The organism is Streptomyces phaeofaciens, assembly GCF_014648915.1.
GTDB lineage: Bacteria > Actinomycetota > Actinomycetes > Streptomycetales > Streptomycetaceae > Streptomyces > Streptomyces phaeofaciens.
In genome coordinates, this window is the sequence record NZ_BMSA01000027.1 from 1 (window position 1) to 17,476 (window position 17,476).

General features: G+C 71.9%; 19 protein-coding genes. 14 read left to right on the forward strand and 5 right to left on the reverse strand.

Annotated features, from left to right (window positions below; translation table 11 throughout):
- On the forward strand, nt 1-2,349 hold a 2,349-nt coding region (gene dnaE, locus IE275_RS34735; protein WP_189716622.1), incomplete at its 5' end, for a DNA polymerase III subunit alpha.
- 83 nt (nt 2,350-2,432) lie between these two features.
- Here dnaE and IE275_RS34740 read toward each other — a convergent pair.
- A complete protein-coding gene (locus IE275_RS34740; protein WP_099053949.1) occupies nt 2,433-2,597 on the reverse strand; it encodes a hypothetical protein in 165 nt (54 codons plus the stop codon).
- 224 nt (nt 2,598-2,821) lie between these two features.
- Here IE275_RS34740 and IE275_RS34745 point away from each other — a divergent pair, with 224 nt between their 5' ends.
- The 4 genes from IE275_RS34745 to IE275_RS34760 all read left to right on the forward strand — a co-directional run bounded on the left by IE275_RS34745 (nt 2,822) and on the right by IE275_RS34760 (nt 6,726).
- Nucleotides 2,822-4,042, forward strand: a complete 1,221-nt coding sequence (locus IE275_RS34745) for an NYN domain-containing protein (RefSeq protein ID WP_189716623.1) — start codon at nt 2,822-2,824, stop codon at nt 4,040-4,042.
- A 108-nt stretch (nt 4,043-4,150) separates the two neighbouring features.
- A complete protein-coding gene (locus IE275_RS34750) occupies nt 4,151-5,122 on the forward strand; it encodes an ABC transporter ATP-binding protein (RefSeq protein WP_189716624.1) in 972 nt (323 codons plus the stop codon).
- 64 nt (nt 5,123-5,186) lie between these two features.
- A complete protein-coding gene (locus IE275_RS34755) occupies nt 5,187-6,008 on the forward strand; it encodes an ABC transporter permease (RefSeq protein ID WP_229870906.1) in 822 nt (273 codons plus the stop codon).
- Nucleotides 6,009-6,042: 34 nt separating this feature from the next.
- Nucleotides 6,043-6,726: an AAA family ATPase gene (locus IE275_RS34760; protein ID WP_189716626.1), complete on the forward strand. Its 684-nt coding sequence runs from the start codon at nt 6,043-6,045 to the stop codon at nt 6,724-6,726.
- Between the two features lie 32 nt (nt 6,727-6,758).
- On the opposite strand, the gene ybaK is transcribed toward IE275_RS34760, so the two are convergent.
- The 4 genes from ybaK to IE275_RS34780 all read right to left on the reverse strand — a co-directional run bounded on the left by ybaK (nt 6,759) and on the right by IE275_RS34780 (nt 10,855).
- Complete coding sequence (gene ybaK, locus IE275_RS34765; protein WP_189716627.1) at nt 6,759-7,259, reverse strand: Cys-tRNA(Pro) deacylase; 501 nt, start codon at nt 7,257-7,259, stop codon at nt 6,759-6,761.
- Nucleotides 7,260-7,289: 30 nt separating this feature from the next.
- Nucleotides 7,290-8,030 carry an LON peptidase substrate-binding domain-containing protein gene (locus tag IE275_RS34770; RefSeq protein ID WP_189716628.1) on the reverse strand — a complete coding sequence of 247 codons (741 nt, stop codon included), beginning with the start codon at nt 8,028-8,030 and terminating at the stop codon, nt 7,290-7,292.
- Nucleotides 8,031-8,041: 11 nt separating this feature from the next.
- Complete coding sequence (locus IE275_RS34775) at nt 8,042-9,100, reverse strand: hypothetical protein (RefSeq protein WP_189716629.1); 1,059 nt, start codon at nt 9,098-9,100, stop codon at nt 8,042-8,044.
- A gap of 177 nt (nt 9,101-9,277) precedes the next feature.
- Nucleotides 9,278-10,855: an oxidoreductase gene (locus tag IE275_RS34780; RefSeq protein ID WP_189716630.1), complete on the reverse strand. Its 1,578-nt coding sequence runs from the start codon at nt 10,853-10,855 to the stop codon at nt 9,278-9,280.
- A 177-nt stretch (nt 10,856-11,032) separates the two neighbouring features.
- On the opposite strand from IE275_RS34780, the gene hisD reads away from it, so the two are divergent.
- The 9 genes from hisD to IE275_RS34825 all read left to right on the forward strand — a co-directional run bounded on the left by hisD (nt 11,033) and on the right by IE275_RS34825 (nt 17,475).
- Nucleotides 11,033-12,358 (forward strand): histidinol dehydrogenase, encoded by a 1,326-nt coding sequence (hisD, locus tag IE275_RS34785; RefSeq protein ID WP_189716631.1) that lies wholly within the window; start codon nt 11,033-11,035, stop codon nt 12,356-12,358.
- Nucleotides 12,355-13,494, forward strand: coding sequence for a histidinol-phosphate transaminase (locus tag IE275_RS34790; RefSeq protein WP_189716632.1), 1,140 nt, complete (start codon nt 12,355-12,357; stop codon nt 13,492-13,494). The genes hisD and IE275_RS34790 overlap by 4 nt, the downstream gene beginning before the upstream one ends.
- Complete coding sequence (gene hisB / locus IE275_RS34795; RefSeq protein ID WP_189716633.1) at nt 13,491-14,093, forward strand: imidazoleglycerol-phosphate dehydratase HisB; 603 nt, start codon at nt 13,491-13,493, stop codon at nt 14,091-14,093. Before IE275_RS34790 ends, hisB begins: the two co-directional genes overlap by 4 nt.
- The gene (locus IE275_RS34800) at nt 14,090-14,254 is read left to right on the forward strand and encodes a CG2302 family histidine operon protein (RefSeq protein ID WP_189716634.1); all 165 of its coding nucleotides are present in this window, start codon (nt 14,090-14,092) and stop codon (nt 14,252-14,254) included. The genes hisB and IE275_RS34800 overlap by 4 nt, the downstream gene beginning before the upstream one ends.
- Complete coding sequence (gene hisH / locus IE275_RS34805) at nt 14,245-14,892, forward strand: imidazole glycerol phosphate synthase subunit HisH (RefSeq protein ID WP_189716635.1); 648 nt, start codon at nt 14,245-14,247, stop codon at nt 14,890-14,892. The genes IE275_RS34800 and hisH overlap by 10 nt, the downstream gene beginning before the upstream one ends.
- On the forward strand, nt 14,889-15,614 hold the full coding sequence (priA, locus tag IE275_RS34810; RefSeq protein ID WP_189716636.1) for a bifunctional 1-(5-phosphoribosyl)-5-((5-phosphoribosylamino)methylideneamino)imidazole-4-carboxamide isomerase/phosphoribosylanthranilate isomerase PriA: 726 nt from the start codon (nt 14,889-14,891) through the stop codon (nt 15,612-15,614). Before hisH ends, priA begins: the two co-directional genes overlap by 4 nt.
- On the forward strand, nt 15,611-16,012 hold the full coding sequence (locus IE275_RS34815; RefSeq protein ID WP_189716637.1) for a RidA family protein: 402 nt from the start codon (nt 15,611-15,613) through the stop codon (nt 16,010-16,012). The genes priA and IE275_RS34815 overlap by 4 nt, the downstream gene beginning before the upstream one ends.
- Entirely contained in the window at nt 16,009-16,764 is a 756-nt protein-coding gene (gene hisF, locus IE275_RS34820; RefSeq protein WP_189716638.1) for an imidazole glycerol phosphate synthase subunit HisF, read from the forward strand. The genes IE275_RS34815 and hisF overlap by 4 nt, the downstream gene beginning before the upstream one ends.
- A gap of 123 nt (nt 16,765-16,887) precedes the next feature.
- On the forward strand, nt 16,888-17,475 hold the full coding sequence (locus tag IE275_RS34825; RefSeq protein ID WP_189716639.1) for an ArsR/SmtB family transcription factor: 588 nt from the start codon (nt 16,888-16,890) through the stop codon (nt 17,473-17,475).
- Nucleotide 17,476 lies beyond the last annotated feature (1 nt).

Genomic DNA, 17,476 nt, shown 5'->3' on the forward strand with positions numbered 1-17,476 from the left:
ATCCCGCACGGCCTGATCTTCGAGCGGTTCCTCAACCCCGAGCGCGTCTCCATGCCGGATGTCGACATCGACTTCGACGAGCGCAGGCGCGTCGAGGTGATCCGCTACGTGACGGAGAAGTACGGCGCCGACAAGGTCGCCATGATCGGCACCTACGGCAAGATCAAGGCGAAGAACGCCATCAAGGACTCCGCGCGCGTGCTGGGCTACCCGTACGCGATGGGCGACCGCCTCACCAAGGCCATGCCCGCCGACGTCCTGGGCAAGGGCATCGACCTCAACGGCATCACCGACCCCTCGCACCCGCGCTACAGCGAGGCGGGCGAGATCCGCTCGATGTACGAGAACGAGCCGGACGTCAAGAAGGTCATCGACACCGCCAAGGGCGTCGAGGGCCTGGTCCGGCAGATGGGCGTGCACGCGGCCGGCGTGATCATGTCCAGCGAGCCCATCGTCGACCACGCCCCCATCTGGGTGCGGCACACCGACGGCGTGACCATCACGCAGTGGGACTACCCGCAGTGCGAGTCGCTCGGCCTGCTGAAGATGGACTTCCTCGGCCTGCGCAACCTGACGATCATGGACGACGCCGTCAAGATGGTGAAGTCCAACAAGGGCATCGATCTCGACCTGCTGGCCCTGCCGCTCGACGACCCGACGACCTTCGAACTGCTCCAGCGCGGTGAGACCCTCGGCGTCTTCCAGTTCGACGGCGGCCCCATGCGTTCGCTGCTGCGCCTGATGAAGCCCGACAACTTCGAGGACATCTCCGCCGTCTCCGCGCTCTACCGTCCGGGCCCGATGGGCATGGACTCGCACACCAACTACGCGCTCCGCAAGAACAAGCTCCAGGAGATCACCCCGATCCACAAGGAGCTGGAGGAGCCCCTGGAAGAGGTCCTGGCCGTCACCTACGGCCTGATCGTCTACCAGGAGCAGGTGCAGAAGGCCGCCCAGATCATCGCCGGGTACTCGCTCGGCGAGGCCGACATCCTGCGCCGCGTGATGGGCAAGAAGAAGCCCGACGAGCTGGCGAAGAACTTCACCATCTTCCAGGCCGGCGCGAAGAAGAACGGCTACAGCGACGAGGCGATCCAGGCCCTGTGGGACGTGCTGGTCCCGTTCGCCGGCTACGCCTTCAACAAGGCGCACTCCGCCGCGTACGGCCTGGTCTCGTACTGGACCGCCTACCTGAAGGCGAACCACCCCGCCGAGTACATGGCCGGGCTGCTCACCTCGGTCAAGGACGACAAGGACAAGTCGGCCGTCTACCTCAACGAGTGCCGGCGCATGGGCATCAAGGTGCTCCCGCCGAACGTCAACGAGTCGGTGCACAACTTCGCCGCGCAGGGCGACGACGTGATCCTCTTCGGCCTCGAAGCCGTGCGCAACGTCGGCACGAACGTGGTCGAGTCGATCATCAGGAGCCGCAAGGCCAAGGGCAAGTACGGCTCCTTCCCCGACTACCTCGACAAGGTCGAGGCGGTCGCGTGCAACAAGCGCACCACGGAGTCGCTGATCAAGGCGGGCGCGTTCGACACCCTGGGGCACACCCGCAAGGGCCTCACCGCGCAGTTCGAGCCGATGATCGACAACGTGGTGGCGGTCAAGCGCAAGGAGGCCGAGGGCCAGTTCGACCTCTTCGGCGGCATGGGCGAGGAGGAGACGAGCGAGCCCGGCTTCGGACTCGACGTCGTCTTCACCGACGACGAGTGGGACAAGACCTATCTGCTCGCGCAGGAGCGCGAGATGCTCGGTCTGTACGTCTCCGACCACCCGCTCTTCGGCCTGGAGCACGTGCTGTCGGACAAGGCGGACGCGGGCATCGCCCAGCTCACCGGAGGTGAGCACGCGGACGGCGCGGTCGTCACCATCGGCGGCATCATCTCCGGTCTCCAGCGCAAGATGACCAAGCAGGGCAACGCCTGGGCGATCGCCACGGTCGAGGACCTCGCGGGTTCCATCGAGTGCATGTTCTTCCCGGCGACCTACCAGCTCGTCTCGACCCAACTCGTCGAGGACGCCGTCGTCTTCGTCAAGGGCCGTCTGGACAAGCGGGAGGACGTGCCGCGGCTCGTCGCGATGGAGCTCCAGGTCCCGGACCTGTCGAACGCGGGCACCAACGCACCCGTGATCCTCACCATCCCGGCCACCCGGGTCACCCCGCCGATGGTCAGCCGCCTCAACGAGATCCTCACCCACCACAAGGGCGACAGCGAGGTCCGGATCAAGCTCCAGGGCCCGACCAGGACGACCGTGCTGCGCCTGGACCGGCACCGGGTCAAGCCCGACCCGGCGCTGTTCGGTGATCTGAAGGTGCTGCTCGGCCCGTCCTGCCTGGCGGGCTGAGGCCGAAACGACCACGAGGGGCGCGTCCGGAACCGGACGCGCCCCTCGGTGTGTCCGGGCTGCAACAGCCCGTCACGCAGATGTCAGTTGTGTCCGAAGCGCTTCTGCCGGCCCTTGCGGGCGACGTCCGCAGGTGTCACCTGGGAGATGCGCTGCTCGGCCTGTTCCTGCATCGAGGACTGCTGGGCCTGCTGCTGACCACGCTCGGACTGCGGCTGTTTGCGATCCTGCTTCTTGTTCTTGGCCACGGTGATCTGCCTCCTGTGGGGGATGTAGGGGCCAGGGCCGCGACCAGATTCACATACCCTGACTCAAGGCGCATTTCGGATAATTACCGTCCGTGACAGGGGTTGTCGCAGCGCGTCGGATCGAAACGCCACGCCGAAGATCGAGTTCCGGCCGTTAACCTCCGCGCGGTCGGGCAGACTCGAAGGAAGCCCGAAGCAAACCTCCCGGGAAGAGGGTGAGTCGTGTGGACCGCTGCATCGTCCTGGTGGACGCCGGGTATCTGCTGGGGGCCGCCGCGAGTCTCCTCGCCGGAGAACCCTCGCGATCCCGGATCACCGTCGACCACGCCGCCCTCGTCCAGGGGCTGCGCGAACAGGCCGAGTCCGACACCGAGCGGCCGCTGCTGCGCATCTACTGGTTCGACGGCGCCCCCGACCGCGTCCCCCAGCCCGAGCACCGCAGGCTGCGCGTGATGCCCCGGGTCACCGTCCGCCTGGGCGCCCTGACCCGCAGCGACGGCCGCTGGGCGCAGAAGGGCGTGGACGCCGCCATGCACGCCGAGCTGACCGAGCTGGCCCGCAACCGCGCCTGCTCCGACGTCGTCCTCGTCACCGGCGACGGCGATCTGCTGCCCGGCATGATGGCCGCCAAGGAGCACGGCGTCGCCGTCCACCTGTGGGCCGTCCAGGCCGCCGACGGCGACTACAACCAGTCCGAGGACCTCGTCGCCGAGGCCGACGAACGCCGGGTCCTGGACCGCACCTGGATCACCAAGGCCGTCCGCGCGAAGGAACTCGGCGGCGTGTGCGCGCCGCCGCCCGTGCCCCGGCCCGAGATCGCCGCGATCCTCTCCGCGCCACTGCCCGACACCGGCCTCGCCGCGGCGGCCGACCGGGCGCCCGAGGAGGGCGAGCACACCGGCGCGGCGCCCGGCTCCGAGAACGGCGCTCCGGAGCGTATCCCCGCATCCAAGGGCGTACCGACCCCGAAGGACCTGGCCGCCCTGCGCGCGCCCGGCGCCCACCCGGACCGGCATCCGGCCAGCGCGACCCTGCGCTGGTCCTCCGACAAGGGCTGGGTCGACCGCCCCGGCACCGTCACCGAACCGCCCGAGGTCTCCTCGATGCCGACGCTGGCCCAGCTCACCACGGCCGAGCAGCGCTGGGCCGACCGCGAGGAGGACATCACCACCGTCGGCGGCGACCCCTACGAGGTGGGGCAGGTGTTCGCCCGGCGCTGGATGGAGCGCCTCGGCGACCAGGGCCACTTCCAGAAGCTGTCGGGCATGTACCCGCGCATCCCGCACCGCATCGACGGCGAGCTGCTGCGCTACGCCGCCCGCTTCGGACTGCTCGCCCACAAGGACGACCAGATCGACGAGCACGACCGCTACGCCATCCGGGCGGGCTTCTGGCGGGAGATCGACGTACGGACCGCCGCCGAGCACGCGTCCCCCGCGGACTGAAACCCGGCGCGCGGGCCGACCCGACGGCGAGCGGACCTCCCCGACCCCGTAGGCTCGTCCCTTGTGAGTACGCGCGCGGCATCGGCAATCCGGCACACGGACGAGGTCGTGTGTGCCGTGCGCGGGCTGACCAAGACCTATCCGGCGGTCCGCGGCCGCCGGGGCACCCCCGCGACCCCCGAGGTACGGGCCACCGACGACGTACGGCTGGACATCGGGCGCGGTGAGATCTTCGGGCTGCTCGGACCGAACGGGGCCGGCAAGTCCACCCTCGTCCGCCAGCTGACCGGGCTGATGCGGCCCGACACGGGCAGCGTCGAGATCCTCGGGCACGACATCGTGCGCCACCCCGAGCGGGCCGCCCGGATCCTCGCCTACCTCGGGCAGGAGTCCAGCGCCCTCGACGAACTCACCGTCTCCCTCGCCGCCGAGACCACCGGACGGCTGCGCGGCCTCGACGTCCGCCGGGCGCGCCAGGAGCGGGACGCCGTCCTCGACGAGCTGGGCCTCACCCCGCTCGCCGGACGCCCGCTGCGCAAGCTGTCCGGCGGACAGCGGCGGCTGGCGTGCTTCGCGACCGTGCTGGTCGGCGAGCGGCCGCTGCTGGTGCTGGACGAGCCGACGACCGGGATGGACCCGGTGGCGCGGCGCGCCGTGTGGAGCGCCGTGGACCGCCGGCGGGCGGAGCGCGGCACGACCGTCCTGCTCGTCACCCACAACGTCATCGAGGCCGAGACCGTCCTCGACCGGGTCGCGGTCCTCGACCAGGGCCGGGTCATCGCCTGCGACACGCCCGCCGGGCTCAAGGAGCAGGTGGCCGGCGAGGTGCGGGTCGAGCTGGTGTGGCGGGAGCGGGCACCGCTGGACGTGCCCGAGGTCGCCGTGCTGCGCGAGCGGGCCGTGGAGTCGGGGCGCCGCTGGACGCTGCGGCTGGCCCCCGACGAGGCCCGCGCGATCGTCGCCACCGTCACCGGAGGCGCGGCCTTCGCCGCCCTCGACGACTTCACCCTGGCCACACCGAGCCTGGAGGACGTCTACCTGGCGCTGGGCGGGGCGGGACAGGGGCTGGTGCGGGCGTGAGCGCGAGGGTCTTCGTCTCCGTATGGGATGGCATGAGAGCCGTAGGGAAGAGGAGCAGCGCCACGTGAGTGTCGTACCCGCCGAGGTTCTGCCGGGCAGTGCCCGGGCCGTCGCACGGCCCGTGCGGGCCGCCGCCGAGCTGGCGCCCCGCGCACGGCTGTGGCCGTCGCTGGTGGCCGTGTACCGCGCGCAGCTGTCCCGGGCGCGAGTGGCGCGGATCCCGCTGCTGTTCGTGGCGACCTTCCAGTCGGTCGGCATCCTGATCATGATGCGGGGCGTCGTGGACGGCGGCCGCGAGGCGGAGGCCGTGGTGGCCGGGTCGGCGGTGCTGGTCGTCGCCTTCGTCGCGCTGAACCTGCTCGCGCAGTACTTCGGGCAGCTGCGGGCCAGCGGAGGGCTGGACCACTACGCGACGCTGCCGGTGCCGCCCGCCGCCGTCGTGCTGGGCGCGGCCGGGGCGTACGCCTCCTTCACCGTGCCGGGGACGCTGGTGACCGCGGTCTTCGGGTGTGTGCTGTTCGGGCTGCCGCTGACCCACCTGTGGGTGCTCGCGGCCGTGATCCCGCTGGCGGGCGCCGCGCTGTCCGGGCTCGGGGCGGCCTTCGGGCTGCTCGCGCCCCGGCCGGAGCTGGCCACCGTGCTCGGGCAGCTCGGCATGTCGGCGGCGCTGCTGCTGGGTGTGCTGCCGCCGGACCGGATGCCGGAGGCGGTGCGGTTCTCCCGGGACCTGCTGCCGTCGACGTACGGCGTCGAGGCGTTCGCGCGGACCTTCGGACCGAACCCCGACTGGGCCTACGTCCTCGGTGACCTCGCGGTCTGCGCGGGCGTCGGCGTCGTCTCGCTGGCCGTCGCCACCTGGGCGTACCGGCGGGCCGCCGTCCGGTGACGCGTCGCACGGGTACGCCTGGCACGATGTCAGGGTGACCGCACCGCTGACTCCACCCCCGCCGCCGCACGAACCCTCCCCGCAGCACGCCTGGCCGCCGCCTGGCGGGTACGCGGGCGTGGACGCCGTGCCCCATGTCGCCTCGTACGGACAGGACGGGCCCGGGATGAAGACCGAACTGCGGGAAGCGGCCGTGATCACCGTGGCCGTCGCGCTGTCCGGCGCGCTGCTCGGGGTGCTCTGGCAGTGGCTGGCGCCGAAGGTGCCGCTCGTCGGTGACGTGGTGAACGGCGGCTGGGTGGTCTACCTCAAGGACACCGAGGGCGAGCAGGCCGTCGGGGTGGACGGGACGTTCACGCTGCTGGCGTTGGCCTTCGGCGCGGTGACCGCGGCCGCGGTGTTCGTGTGGCGGCGGCGCGGGGGCGTGCCGCTGGTGGTGGCGCTGACCGTCGGCGGGCTGCTCGGCTCGCTGCTGGCCTGGCGGCTCGGCATGTGGCTCGGGCCCGGCTCGGACGTGATCGCGCAGGCGCGCTCGGTGGGCAAGGGTGTCACCTTCTCGGCGCCGCTGAAGCTCGGTGCGAAGGGGGCGCTGCTGGCGTGGTCGCTGGCCGCGCTGCTGGTGCATCTGGGGCTGACCGCGCTGTTCGGGCCGCGGGATCCCGATCCGTATCAGCAGGGGCCGGTGCCGAAGGACTCGTACGGGGCGCCGCTCACGTAAGGGGTGCTCACCCCGCCGCGCCGAAAGACGCGTCAGCCACGGCCGATCGGGGCCAGGACCGCCCCCGTGAGGGCTGCCAGGTCCGTGGGGGAGAGTTCCACCTCCAGGCCCCTGCGGCCGGCCGAGACGCAGATCGTGGGGTGGGTCGTCGCCGAGTCGTCCAGGACGGTCGCGAGCCGCTTGCGCTGGCCCAGCGGGGAGATGCCGCCGCGGACGTAACCGGTGGTGCGTTCGGCGAGGGCGGGGTCGGCCATGGCGGCGCGCTTGCCGCCCACCGCCGACGCCAGGGCCTTCAGGTCCAGGGAGCCGGCCACCGGGACCACCGCCACCGTCAGGGTGCCGTCGACGTCCGCGACCAGGGTCTTGAAGACCCGGTCGGGGGAGACGCCCATCGCCTCGGCCGCCTCCTCGCCGTAGGACGGGTGGCCCGGGTCGTGGTCGTAGGAGTGGACCGTGAAGTCCACGCCCGCGGCGGTCAGGGTCACCGTCGCGGGGGTGCCGCCGGACTGCTGCTTCTTGGACTTCTTCGCCATACGGGCCTTCTCGGTGACGTCGGTGCGGGCTCAGTTGAGACTGGTCGGCCCGCGGGTCAGCTCCGCCGCGGGCAGCGAGGGCAGATTACGGAGGATCGCCGTCTCCGCGCGCAGGAGATTCAGTTCGTCCTTGAGCCGGGAGGCCGTGTCGGGGGCCTGGAGCAGTCGCTGCTTGGTGGGTGTGTCGAGCATCATCGCGGCGGCCACCAGGTACGACACCACCGAGGGGTCGTCCGGGAGGTCGGCCCCCGTCGCCAGGGAGCGCTCGCGGGCGCCCGCCAGCCGCTTCTGGTACTGGCGGAAGGCCCGCAGGACCCCCTCCGCGAGGGCACCCGCCTCGTCGCCGGGCTGTTCCTGAAGCTCCTCGAGCTCCGCCGTCAGGAACGGGCCGGAGGCGTCCACGGACAGCAGCCGGACGCGGGTCGTACCGGTCGCCAGCACCTCGAAGGTGCCGTCGGCGCGTTCCCGGACGGTCGCCGCGTCGGCCACGCAGGCGGTGCCGTGGAACGCCTTGAGCGGGTCGTCGCCGAAGCCGGCCGCGGGGCCGTGCTGGGGCGGCGCCGTCCCGTCCGGCATGCCGGGGGCGACGGGCGCCACCTCGTGGCCGTCGCGGATGGCCACGACGACGAAGCGGCGCGGTTCGTCCTCGGGGGTCTTCAGCAGCTCGCGCATCATGGCGCGATAGCGCTCCTCGAAGACGTTCAGCGGAAGCACCAGCCCCGGGAACAGAACGGTGTTCAGGGGGAAGAGTGGCAGACGGACGGTGGTCACGGCGTAGAAGCCTAGTGGTCGTCGGAGTGCGCTCGGTCGCCGTGCTCGCTCCGTGGATGGCGCGGGGGCTGCCCGGACGGCGTCCGGCGGCCCGAGCGCACCTCCTCGCGCACCGCCAGGAAGTGGCCCAGCGGGTCGTCCGACAGCCGGCTCCAGGGGAACGACGTGGCGTACGGGCCGATCAGGCGCAGCTGGACGAGGGCGTCGTCGCGGCGGCCGAGACGGACCAGGACGTACGTCAGCAGGTTGCGGATCTCGGCCGGCCAGGGGTCGACCGAGGGGAAGCGGGCGGAGAGCGCGATCGCGCGGTCGGCGGCCGCGTCCAGGCGGGTGCGGGGCACGTCGGGGCCGCAGCCGTCGGTCAGATAGGCGAAGGCCGCCCGGACCGGCAGGGCCTGCACGAGGGAGCCGGCCGGGGCGTCCTGCGCGGCCCGGTCGGCGAAGTCGAAGCACTCGCGGTGGGAGCCGTGCCACGACTCGGCCAGATAGCGCTTGGCGGCCACATGGCAGCCGTAGTGGTGCGGGGCGCGCCGGACGGCCGCCTCCCACAGCTCACCGAAGTACTTGTGCCCGGCACGGGTGCCGCGCGCGTGGTCCAGGGCGATCCGCCACGGCACCGGGTCGCGGACGTCGCTCTGCGCGGCCGCGGTGATCAGCGGGCTCACCTCGCGCAGCAGCTCGGCGCGGGCCGGCGACTCCCAGGCCCGGTCCACCGCGAGCTGGGCGGTGAGCAGCAGGACGTCCGGGTCGCGGGGCGCGGCGGCGCGCCACGTTGCGAGCCACTCCGGGCGGGAGCGGGCGAAGGAGGCGAGGCGGGTCACGTACCGGTCGTGGTACTCCCACTCGGCCCGTTCCCGGGTGCGGGCCAGCAGCCGGGCGGCCGGCTCGTACTGGTCCCGCGCGGCCGCGACCAGCGCGGGACCGAGCAGGTCGTCGGGCACGTCGAGGAGTACCTCGTCGTCGGCGGGGAGCCCGTCGACGGCGCGGTGGGGGGCGGCGGCGGTCCGGGCCGTCGGGGAGAACCGGGAGGCACGGATGAACGGGGGCAGCAGAGCCATGGTGCCGCCCATTGAAAGCCGCAGGTGGGGGTTGCGCCAGAGGGCGGAGGGAACACGCGGAAAGTTGTACGGCGGAAGGTCAAGGACCGGTAAAAAGGTGAGGTTTCTTCAACAACTGTGGGCGCACCCGCAACCGTGGGTGCACCCGCGGGCCCGAGCCCCTCGGCCGGTCGGGCCCGGGTCCCTCGGTCAGTTCCGCCGCAGCGTCCGCGTGGCCCCCGTCGCCACCGTCGTCGCCAGGATCCAGCCGAGCAGGATCAGCACCGTGGACAGCCACTGCCAGCCGCCGCTGAACCGCCACTGGCCGACCTGGCCCAGGTCGATCACGGGCAGCAGCAGGTCGAGGGCGAACAGGGTCGGGTTCCACGGCGGGTGCCCGTCCCGGTTCACCGGCGGGTGCGCGGCGTGCGCGAAGGCCAGGGAGCCCGCCGCCCACAGCACCGCCATCCACACCGCCGCCCGGCCCGGCCGGTACCCGTAGGCCACCATCCAGTCCTGCGCGTACCCCCAGAACTTCGCGGCCGGCGGGAGCGTCTCGCGGCGCCGGCGCTGCTTGGCGAGCAGCACCTCGCGGGCGTCCTCGTCCTCCCCGCCGGTCCGCAGCACGGCCGCCAGGCGCTCGTACGGCTCCGGGGCGTACTCGGCGGTCGCGGCGGCCACCCAGCGCAGCCGCTCGGCCAGCGGGAACGGGCCCTGCGGCACCAGGTTCTCGTAGGCGAACCCGCCCATGTGCAGATTGCCCGGCCCCGGCCAGGCGCTCGCCCGGTCCACCAGATTGACCACCCGGGCGCCCGACAGCACCACCTTGCCGCGCGGCGGCCGCTCCCCGAGGAAGCGCAGCTCGGGCGTCTGCACCCGGCGCAGCGACAGCTCCTGGTCGTCGGTGAGGACGAACCGGGCCCGCTCCAGGTCGACCGCGTCCCCGAACCGCCCGTCGTCCAGGCGCAGCCCGCCCCGGCACTCGAACCGCTGGATGCGGGTCCCGCGCGCGGGAGTCGCCCCGCTCAGCGCCTGCCCGCCGATCCCCGCCGGGGTCAGGTACAGCGAGCGCTCCACGGTCAGCTGGGGCGCGTTCAGCGCGAGCCGGGTGTACGGGTTGGCCAGCCGGGCGCCGCGCAGACTCAGCGACACGCCGATCTTGGCGCTGCGCAGACTCAGCTCGCCGTGCGACTCGAGCAGCTCGGCCTGGAGGTCCTGGCCGACCGTCATCCCGTCGGCGGCGATCGAGCGGCCGGTGCGGTCGCGGTACACGATCGCCTGGTTGAGCAGCAGGTCCGTGCCGATGTGCGCGTCGGTGAGCCGGACGCCGTTGTGGAAGCGGCAGCGCGGCAGGTGCAGATCGCCCTCGGTGTGCAGCCGGGCCGCCTCCAGGCGCGGAACCGAGCAGTCCACCATCCGCACGGTGGTGAACCGCGCCTCCGGCAGCAGCACGTCCCGCTCGAACCGGCAGCGCTTCAGCTCCAGGTACGGCACCACGGTGCCGCCGGCGAGGTCGAGGGAGCCGCTGATCCGCACGCCGACCAGCTTCAGCGAGGCCACCCGGCCCGCCAGCGCGGGCGGTCCGTCCAGCAGCAGCCAGGCGACGATCCGGGCCCGCACGGTGCGTTCGGGGCCCCACGGATGCCCGCCGTGCGGATCGTCGACGACCGTGTCGCCGCTGCTCAGGTCGTACACACTGCCGTTGCGGAAGGCCTGCCACATGCCCGCCTCGGCGGCCGTCAGGTCGTCCGGCAGGTCCCCGGCGCCCGCCCCTGCCCGCTCGTTCACCCCTTCCACCCCCTCCGTCGCCCTCCGTCGCCACCGTGCTCGCACAGACGTCCATGCCCGCTGGGTGACGCCCCGAACGCTGGACGTGAAGGCGATCTTCCGGGTTCCGGCCACGTTCTGTATCAGCCATTGATACGCGCGGACGGTGCCCGATCCCGGTCTGAGAGAATTGACGGCGTGATCTCCCGAATCGATCTGCGCGGCGACGCTCTCCCCGAGGGACCCGCCCTGCGCGACCTGCTGCCCCGAGCCGACTTCGACGTCTCGGCCGCCCTGGAGAAGGTGCGTCCGATCTGCGAGGCCGTGCATCATCGGGGCGACGCGGCGCTGATCGACTTCGCGGAGAGGTTCGACGGGGTCAAGCTGGACCGGGTGCGGGTGCCCGCCGAGGCCCTCGCCCGCGCTCTGGAGGAACTCGACCCGGCCGTGCGCGCGGCCCTGGAGGAGTCGATCCGCCGCACCCGCCTCGTCCACCGTGCCCAGCGCCGTACGACCCGCACGACCCAGGTCGTGCCCGGCGGCAGCGTGACCGAGAAGTGGGTTCCGGTCGACCGGGTCGGGCTGTACGCGCCCGGCGGCCGCTCGGTCTACCCGTCCTCCGTGATCATGAACGTCGTGCCCGCGCAGGAGGCCAGCGTCGAGTCCATCGCGCTCGCCTCCCCGGCCCAGGCCGACTTCGGCGGCCTGCCGCACCCGACGATCCTCGCCGCCTGCGCGCTGCTGGGCGTCGACGAGGTGTACGCCGCGGGCGGCGCCACCGCCGTCGCGATGTTCGCCTACGGCACCGAGTCCTGCGCCCCCGCCAACATGGTCACCGGCCCCGGCAACATCTGGGTCGCCGCCGCCAAGCGCTACTTCACCGGCCGGATCGGCATCGACGCCGAGGCCGGCCCGACCGAGATCGCGGTCCTGGCCGACGACACGGCCGACCCGGCGCACGTCGCCGCCGACCTGATCAGCCAGGCCGAGCACGACCCGCTCGCGGCGGCCGTGCTGGTCACCGACTCCGTCGCGCTGGCGGACGCGGTCGAGAAGGAGCTGGAGCCGCAGATCGCGGCCACCCGGCACATCGAGGACCGGATCGTCCCGGCCCTCGGCGGCCGGCAGTCCGCGATCGTCCTCGTCGACGGCGTCGAGGAGGGGCTGCGGGTGGTCGACGCGTACGGCGCCGAGCACCTGGAGATCCAGACGGCCGACGCCGCGGCGGTCGCCGACCGGGTGCGCAACGCCGGCGCGATCTTCGTCGGCCCCTGGGCACCCGTCTCCCTCGGCGACTACGCGGCCGGGTCCAACCACGTGCTGCCCACCGGCGGCTGCGCCTGCCACTCCTCCGGCCTGTCCGTCCAGTCCTTCCTGCGCGGCATCCACGTCGTCGACTACACGAAGGACGCGCTGGCCGAGGTCGCGCACCACGTGGTGACGCTGGCGGAGGCGGAGGACCTGCCCGCGCACGGCGCGGCGATCAAGGCGCGGTTCGACTGGAAGGTACCGGCGAGCAAGTGAACCTCGGAATCGACGATCTTCCCGTACGGGAGGAGCTGCGCGGCAAGTCCCCCTACGGCGCGCCGCAGCTGGACGTCCCCGTACGGCTGAACACCAACGAGAATCCCTACCCGCTGCCCGAAGCGCTGGTCGAGCGGATCGCGGAGCGGGTGCGCGAGGCGGCCCGGAACCTCAACCGGTACCCCGACCGCGACGCCGTGGAGCTGCGCACCCGGCTCGCGAAGTACCTGACGGACACCTCCGGGTACGAGGTCGGCACGGCCAATGTGTGGGCCGCCAACGGCTCCAACGAGGTCATCCAGCAGCTGCTCCAGACCTTCGGCGGGCCCGGCCGCACCGCGATCGGCTTCGAGCCGTCGTACTCGATGCACGGGCTCATCGCGCGCGGCACCGGGACCGGCTGGATCTCCGGCCCGCGCGGCGAGGACTTCACCATCGACCTCCCGGCCGCCGAGAAGGCCGTCGCCGAGCACCGCCCGGACGTCGTCTTCATCACCACCCCCAACAACCCCACCGGCACCGCGGTCCCGGCCGAGACGGTCCTCGCGCTGTACGAGGCCGCGCAGGCCGCCAAGCCGTCGATGGTGGTCGTCGACGAGGCGTACATCGAGTTCAGCCACGGCGACTCGCTGCTGCCGCTGCTCGAAGGTCGGCCGAATCTCGTCGTCTCCCGGACGATGTCGAAGGCCTTCGGCGCGGCCGGCCTGCGCCTCGGCTACCTCGCCGCGCACCCGGCGGTGGTGGACGCCGTACAGCTCGTACGGCTGCCCTACCACCTGTCGGCCGTCACCCAGGCGACCGCGCTGGCCGCGCTGGAGCACACCGACACGCTGCTGAAGTACGTGGAGCAGCTGAAGTCGGAGCGGGACCGGCTGGTGGGCGAACTGCTGGCGATCGGGTACGAGGTCACGGCGTCCGACGCCAACTTCGTGCAGTTCGGCCGGTTCGCGGACTCGCACGAGGTCTGGCAGCACATCCTCGACCGGGGCGTCCTGGTCCGGGACAACGGTGTGCCGGGATGGCTGCGGGTCACCGCCGGCACGCCCGAAGAGAACGACGCGTTCCTCGACGCGGTCCGTGAGTTGAAGTGTTTCGTGGGGGGCACCCCCACACCCCCGAAGGAGCAGAGTTCATGACTCGCGAAGGTCGCGTCGGCAGAGTCGAGCGCACCACCAAGGAGACGTCCGTCCTGGTCGAGATCAACCTCGACGGCACCGGCAAGGTCGATGTGTCGACAGGCGTCGGCTTCTACGACCACATGCTCGACCAGCTCGGTCGGCACGGTCTGTTCGACCTGACCGTGAAGACCGACGGCGACCTGCACATCGACTCGCACCACACCATCGAGGACACCGCCCTCGCCCTGGGCGCCGCCTTCAAGCAGGCCCTCGGCGACAAGGTCGGCATCTACCGCTTCGGCAACTGCACCGTCCCGCTGGACGAGTCCCTCGCCCAGGTGACGGTGGACCTGAGCGGACGTCCGTACCTCGTGCACACCGAGCCCGAGAAGATGGCGCCGATGATCGGCGAGTACGACACCACGATGACCCGGCACATCCTGGAGTCCTTCGTCGCCCAGGCGCAGATCGCGCTGCACGTGCACGTGCCCTACGGGCGCAACGCGCACCACATCGTGGAGTGCCAGTTCAAGGCGCTCGCCAGGGCCCTGCGCTACGCCTCCGAGCGCGACCCGCGCGCCGCCGGAATCCTCCCCTCCACGAAGGGCGCGCTGTGAACGGGCTGTCCACGATCCTGATCGTCGTCGGCCTCTTCCTGGCCGGCGGCATCTACTCCTTCGTCAAGCAGGACATGCCCAGGAGCCTGGTCGTGCTGCTGTCGATCGGCGCCGGGATGTGTCTCGTCGCCGGTGTCATGCGGCTGGGGGTGTGGAGTTGAGCGCGCCCAAGAAGGTCGTCGTCTTCGACTACGGCTTCGGCAACGTCCGCTCCGCCGAGCGCGCCCTCGCCCGCACCGGGGCCGACGTCGAGATCACCCGTGACTACGACGCGGCCATGAACGCCGACGGGCTGCTGGTGCCCGGGGTCGGTGCGTTCGCCGCCTGCATGCAGGGGCTGCGCGCGGCCCGCGGCGACTGGATCATCGACCGCCGGCTGTCCGGCGGCCGCCCGGTGATGGGCATCTGCGTCGGTATGCAGATCCTGTTCGCGCGGGGCATCGAGCACGGCGTGGAGTCCGAGGGCCTCGACGAGTGGCCCGGCACGGTCGAGCCGCTCCAGGCCGAGATCGTGCCCCACATGGGCTGGAACACCGTGGACGCACCGGCCGGCTCCGAGCTGTTCGCCGGGCTCGACACGGACGCGCGCTTCTACTTCGTGCACTCCTACGCCGTCCACGACTGGTCTCTCGAGGTGTTCAACCCGGCCATGAAGCCCCCCGTGGTGACCTGGTCGACGCACGGCAAGCCGTTCGTGGCCGCCGTGGAGAACGGCGCCCTGTGGGCCACCCAGTTCCACCCCGAGAAGTCCGGCGACGCCGGAGCCCAGCTCCTCACCAACTGGATCGGAACCCTGTGAGCAAGCTCGAACTCCTCCCCGCCGTCGACGTCCGCGACGGCCAGGCCGTTCGCCTCGTGCACGGCGAGTCCGGCACGGAGACCTCGTACGGCTCCCCGCTGGAGGCGGCGCTCGCCTGGCAGCGTTCGGGCGCCGAATGGCTGCACCTGGTGGACCTCGACGCCGCGTTCGGCACCGGCGACAACCGGGCGCTGGTCGCCGAGGTCACCCGGGCGATGGACATCAAGGTCGAGCTGTCCGGCGGCATCCGTGACGACGCCACCCTGGCCGCCGCCCTTGCCACCGGCTGCACCCGGGTGAACCTCGGCACGGCCGCCCTGGAGACCCCGGAGTGGGTCGCCAAGGTCATCGCCGAGCACGGCGACAAGATCGCGGTCGGCCTGGACGTCCGGGGCACGACCCTGCGCGGCCGCGGCTGGACCCGCGACGGCGGCGACCTCTACGAGACGCTGGCGCGCCTCGACCAGGAGGGCTGCACGCGCTACGTGGTCACCGACATCGCCAAGGACGGCACCCTCCAGGGCCCGAACCTGGAGCTGCTGAGGAACGTGTGCGCGGCCACCGATCGCCCGGTCGTGGCGTCCGGTGGCGTGTCGTCCCTGGACGACCTCCGCGCGCTCTCCGGGCTGGTACCCCTCGGTGTCGAGGGCGCCATCGTCGGGAAGGCGCTGTACGCCAAGGCGTTCACGCTGGAAGAAGCACTGGAGGCAGTGTCGTCATGACCGATGCCGTACGGCGGGTGCAGAGCGGAAGTCCCTGGGAGGAGAGTTTCGGGTTCGCACGCGCCGTCGCGGCGGGCGACCGTGTGCTGGTGGCGGGCACCACGTCCTTCAAGGACAGCGTGCTCTACGGGGAGGGCGACCCCTACGAACAGGCCATGGTGGCCTTCACCAGCGCCGTCGAGGCGATCGGCGCGTTCGGGCTCGATGTCGGGTCCGTGATCAGGACCCGGATGTACCTGACGCATTCGCGGGACGTCGACGAGGCGGGCCGCGCCCACAAGGAGATCTTCGACTCCGTGCGCCCGGTCTCGACCCTGCTGGTCGTGGAGGGTTTCGTCGACCCGCGCATCCTGGTCGAAGTAGAGCTAGAGGCATACAGAGGAGCCGTGGATTCATGACCCTGGCGGTCCGAGTCATCCCCTGCCTGGACGTGGACAACGGCCGGGTCGTCAAGGGCGTCAACTTCCAGAACCTGCGCGACGCGGGCGACCCCGTCGAGATGGCCAAGGTGTACGACGCCGAGGGCGCCGACGAACTGACGTTCCTGGACATCACCGCCTCGTCGGGCAACCGCGAGACCACCTACGACGTGGTGCGCCGCACCGCCGAGCAGGTGTTCATCCCGCTGACCGTGGGCGGCGGCGTGCGGACCCCGCAGGACGTGGACAAGCTGCTGCGGGCCGGCGCCGACAAGGTGGGCGTCAACACGGCGGCGATCGCCCGGCCGGAGCTGATCAAGGAGATCGCCGAGCGGTTCGGCAGCCAGGTGCTGGTGCTGTCGGTGGACGCCCGGCGGACGGAGTCCGGCTCCTTCGAGGTGACCACGCACGGCGGCCGCAAGGGCACCGGGATCGACGCGGTCGAGTGGGCGCACCGGGCGGCCGAGCTGGGCGCCGGCGAGATCCTGCTGAACTCGATGGACGCGGACGGCACCAAGGACGGCTACGACCTGGAGATGATCGCCGCCGTCCGCAGGCATGTGACGGTACCGGTGATCGCCTCGGGCGGCGCCGGCCGGCTCGCCGACTTCGCCCCGGCGGTCGGGGCGGGCGCGGACGCGGTGCTGGCCGCGTCGGTGTTCCACTTCGGCGACCTGCGGATCGGGGAAGTGAAGCAGGCGCTGCGGGAATCGGGGCATCCGGTCCGCTGACGCCCTGAAGCGTTGACGTGAGCCCCGGCCACCGGGTGGCCGGGGCTTCTTCGTGGCGAGATACGAAAGGAAAGTTGCGCAAAATATGTTGTGCAATTTTTCTTTCGTATCTACGGTGGAGGCATGGCAAGCAAGGAGAACCGCCGCATCACCGACCTGGGGACGCTCAAGGCGCTCGCCCACCCCCTGCGAATGAAGCTCTACCGCCTGCTGTTCGTGGCCGGTTCCGCGACCGCCTCGCAGCTCGCCGAACAGGTCGACGAGGCCGTCTCCCTGGTCAGCTACCACCTGCGCAAACTCGCCGAGCACGGCCTCGTGGAGGAGGCGGAACCGGGCAGCGCCGACGCCCGGGAGCGCTGGTGGCGACCGGCCTCGGAAGGGGTCAGCGTCCGGGACGAGGACTTCCACGACGCCCCCGAGAAGGTGGCCGCCCACCTGGCGGCCTCCCGCCTCTTCCAGGAGCAGCGCTCCGAGATGTACCGCACCTACCTCGACGAGCGCCCGCACTGGGGCCGCGAGTGGAACGAGGCCGCGCACGACTCCGAGTCGCTGCTGCGCCTGACGGCGGCGGAACTGGCCGCGCTGAAGCAGGAACTGCACGACGTGATCAAGAGGTACGACGAGCAGGGCCGGGCCGCCGAAGCCGACGGCGGCACCGAGGGGCGCGAGAACGTCGCGCTGCACCAGTACGCCTTCCCGTTCCGCGTCTGAG